Source organism: Streptomyces ossamyceticus (assembly GCF_001418475.1).
Classification (GTDB): domain Bacteria; phylum Actinomycetota; class Actinomycetes; order Streptomycetales; family Streptomycetaceae; genus Streptomyces; species Streptomyces ossamyceticus.
Genome location: NZ_LIQX01000223.1, coordinates 1 through 3,293, shown reverse-complemented (window position 1 = coordinate 3,293; position 3,293 = coordinate 1). Strand labels below are relative to the sequence as shown.

The following is a 3,293-nucleotide window of genomic DNA, read 5'->3' as shown; positions in this document are numbered from 1 at the left end:
CTCGTCGACCTGCTCGGCGGTGGCCCGCAACCGCGGCAGCCACGCGGTGAGTTCGGCCTCCGTGTAGTCGTGGCGGAAACGGTCCTCCTTGCTTCCGGTGCCCCACGCGGGGCTCCGGCCGTGGAACCGTACGACGGCCAGCTCGGGCGTGGTGACGGGCGCGAGGGGCGGCAGTGAGGTACCGAGCCCCTGGGCCATGTCGACGCCGACGGCGACCAGGCCGAGCCGGGACAGCAGGGCCGTGGTCTCGTCCGCCTGCCCGGGGCGCCACCACGCCGGGTGTCGGAACTCCACGGAGACCGGCCAGCCCGCCGTTCGCTCCGCGCACTCCGTCAGCGTCTTCTCCGCCCGCGGCCCCGGCGCCAGCCACGGCGGGAACTGGAACAGCACGGCCCCCAGCCGGTCCGCGATCCGCAACGGTTCCACGGCTTGGGCGAAGCGCTCCCAGATCCGGTCGAGCAGGCCGGGCAGAGGGGACGTCCGGTCGCGCAGGTCCTCGGGGAGCGCCGTCGGCCGGGTCGGATGGCCGGTCAGGAGCGAGAACGCCTTGACGTCGAACCGGAATCCGGGCGGCGTCCGCTCGGCCCAGAGGACGGCATTGCGGCGGCTGGGCAGCGCGTAGTAGCTGGAGTCGACCTCGACGACCGGGAACTGCTCGGCGTAGTACCGCAGTCGGGACTCGGCGTCGCGCCGGCCGCGCGGATACCAGCCGCCGGCCAGTAGCGCGCGGTCCGTCCAGGAACAGGTACCGACCAGCAGCTCACCCATGCGGTGCCGGTTACCCGGATTCGGCCGGACGACTACTCGGCGCCACGCGGCACGGCGTCGGCGCGGCTCGGGGCCGCTTCCTGCGCACGCGCGGCCCCGGCCGGGCGGCCGAGCGGGCGGCTACGCGTCCTGGGGGTCGTGCAGCGGCGCGCCCACGAGGGACTTCGACGCGGTGCCGTCCACCCCGACGGGCGGCTCCCCGGCCACCATCACCCGGTGCATGATGCGCGGGAAGTCGAGGTGCGCGGTGTCGCTGGGGGCCAGATGGACGGTGGCCCGGTTGTCCCAGAGGGCCACGGAGCCCGGCTCCCAGCGGAAGCGGACGGTGTACTCGGGGCGCGTGATCTGCTCGACGAACATCTCAAGGAGGAGCCGGCTCTCCGCCCTGGTCACGTCGACGATGTTCTCGACGTAGTACGGGTTGACGAAGAGGACGCGTTCGCCGGTCTCGGGGTGCACGCGGACGACGGGATGCACCGAGGCCACCTGATGGTCCTGGAGGTGGCGCAGATACGGGTCGGGGCCGGAGCGGGCGAGGTAGCCGACGCCGAGGCGGTGCTCGGCGCGCAGCCCGTCGGCGAACCGGCGTACGGGTTCGGAGAGCCCGGCGTACGCCGTGGCCAGATCGGCCCAGGTGGTGTCACCGCCGTACGGGGGCACCTGCTCGGCGCGCAGGAGGGTGAGGGCGGGCGGGTCGATGCGGGCGGTGTGGTCCCCGTGCCAGCCGCGCAGGGTGGAGTGGCGGCGGCGCTCCAGCCATTCGGCCTGGTCCATGCCGTGCTTGCGGCCCAGCTCCTGGCGGTCGGCGGTCGTCTCGATCTCGGGGTACTCCGCGGGCGACACCGAGCCGCGCGAGCGGAGCCGGATCGGCTCCCCGAACCGCCGCGCGAACGCGATCTGCCCGGCGTGGTCCAGCCGCTGCCCCCGGAAGAACACGACCTTCCAGCGCAGCAGCGTCGCGCGGATGCCGTCGACCGTGCGGTCGTCCAGGGGCCCCGAGAGGTCCACGCCGTGGATCTCGGCGCCGATGTACCCCGAGGCGGGCCGTACGTCGAGCCCGTCGCCGGCTCCCGTGCTGTCGCTGTTCATCGCTCGCCCTTCATCGCTCACCGACCCCCGCAGGCCGTTCACCGCACGCCGTTCACCGCTCGGTACGGCTGTCGTACCCGTCCTACCCGTCCTACCCGCCCGGCGGCCCCTTTCAGCCGGGCACGAGCCCGTGGGCCGCGCCGTACGGAGAGACGCCGGCCGGCGCGGTCGGAGACGTAGGCTCCGAAGGCGAGAAGTCGAACGGTGATCAGGGAAGTTGATGGGAGATCACGTCATGAGCGACAAGCCGAACGTCGGCGTCCTGGGCACCGGCATCATGGGGGCGGCGATGGCCCGCAACCTCGCCCGGGCCGGACACCCCGTCCGCGCGTGGAACCGCACCCGCGAGAAGGCCGAGCCGCTGACCGCCGACGGTGTCCACGTCGTCGACACTCCCGCCGAGGCCGTCCGGGACGCCGATGTCGTCCTCACGATGCTGTACGACGGGGCGACCGTGCGGGACGTGATGCGCGAGGCGGCGTCGGCCCTGCGCACGGGCGCCGCCTGGGTCCAGTCCACCACCGCCGGGCCGGAGGACGTCGCCGAACTGGCCGCCCTGGCAGGCGAACACGGCCTGGTGTACTACGACGCCCCGGTCCTCGGCACCCGGCAGCCCGCCGAGGCCGGGCAGCTGACGGTTCTCGCGGCCGGCCCGGCGACGGAGCGGGACAGGGTGACGCCCGTGTTCGACGCCGTGGGCGCCCGTACGGTGTGGACCGGTGAGGATGGCGCGGCGGGCACCGCCACCCGGCTCAAGCTCGTCGCCAACAGCTGGGTGCTCGCCGCCACCAACGCGGCCGGGGAGACACTCGCCCTGGCCGAGGCCCTCGGTGTCGACCCCCGGTCCTTCTTCGAGATCATCGACGGCGGCCCCCTCGACATGGGCTATCTGCGCGCCAAGTCCGCGCTCATCCTCGACGACAAGCTGTCCCCGGCGTCCTTCGCCGTGGCCACCGCCGCCAAGGATGCCCGGCTGATCGTCGAGGCGGGGCAGCGCCACGGGGTCCGCCTCGACGTGGCCGCGGCCGGCGCCGAACGCCTCGCCCGCGCCGCCGCCCAAGGCCACGCCGACGAGGACATGGCCGCCGCGTACTTCGCCAGCTTCGACGAGGCCACGGAGAAGTAAGGGGCCGTCATCCCGCGCCGGGGCCCCACCCGCTACCGGGGTTCTTCCCGTGCCGGGGCCCCACCCGCGCCGAGGTTCCTCCCGTGCCGGGGCTCTTCCCGTGCTGGGATTCCCCCACCGCCCCGGGATTCCTCCCGCCCCGGGGTTCCTCCCGTGCCGAGGTTCTTCCCGTGCCGGGGTTCTTCCCGTGCCGGGGTTCTTCCCGTGCCGGGGTTCTTCCCGTGCCGGGGTTCTTCCCGTGCGAGGGCTCTTCCTGCGCCGGGGCCCTCCCATGCCGAGGCCCCCCGGCGCCGAGGCCCTCATCCCGTGC

At 74.0% G+C, this 3,293-nt stretch carries 3 protein-coding genes; 1 reads left to right on the top strand and 2 read right to left on the bottom strand.

Going from position 1 to position 3,293, the window contains the following annotated elements; all coding sequences use genetic code 11:
- Both AOK15_RS17615 and AOK15_RS17610 read right to left on the bottom strand, forming a co-directional pair.
- Window positions 1–768, bottom strand: a 768-nt coding sequence (locus AOK15_RS17615) for a DUF72 domain-containing protein (RefSeq protein ID WP_055517857.1), incomplete at its 3' end; no start/stop codon positions are given.
- Window positions 769–888: 120 nt separating this feature from the next.
- Window positions 889–1,857 carry a TauD/TfdA dioxygenase family protein gene (locus tag AOK15_RS17610; RefSeq protein ID WP_055517855.1) on the bottom strand — a complete coding sequence of 323 codons (969 nt, stop codon included), beginning with the start codon at window positions 1,855–1,857 and terminating at the stop codon, window positions 889–891.
- Window positions 1,858–2,092: 235 nt separating this feature from the next.
- Here AOK15_RS17610 and AOK15_RS17605 point away from each other — a divergent pair, with 235 nt between their 5' ends.
- Window positions 2,093–2,983: an NAD(P)-dependent oxidoreductase gene (locus AOK15_RS17605; protein WP_055517853.1), complete on the top strand. Its 891-nt coding sequence runs from the start codon at window positions 2,093–2,095 to the stop codon at window positions 2,981–2,983.
- The last annotated feature ends 310 nt before the right edge of the window (window positions 2,984–3,293 follow it).

Excerpts from the sequence above, each read along its gene's own strand:
- AOK15_RS17605 (WP_055517853.1), top strand. The coding sequence starts at position 2,093 with ATGAGCGACAAGCCGAACGTCGGCGTCCTGGGCACCGGCATCATGGGG.
- AOK15_RS17610 (WP_055517855.1), bottom strand. The coding sequence starts at position 1,857 with ATGAACAGCGACAGCACGGGAGCCGGCGACGGGCTCGACGTACGGCCC.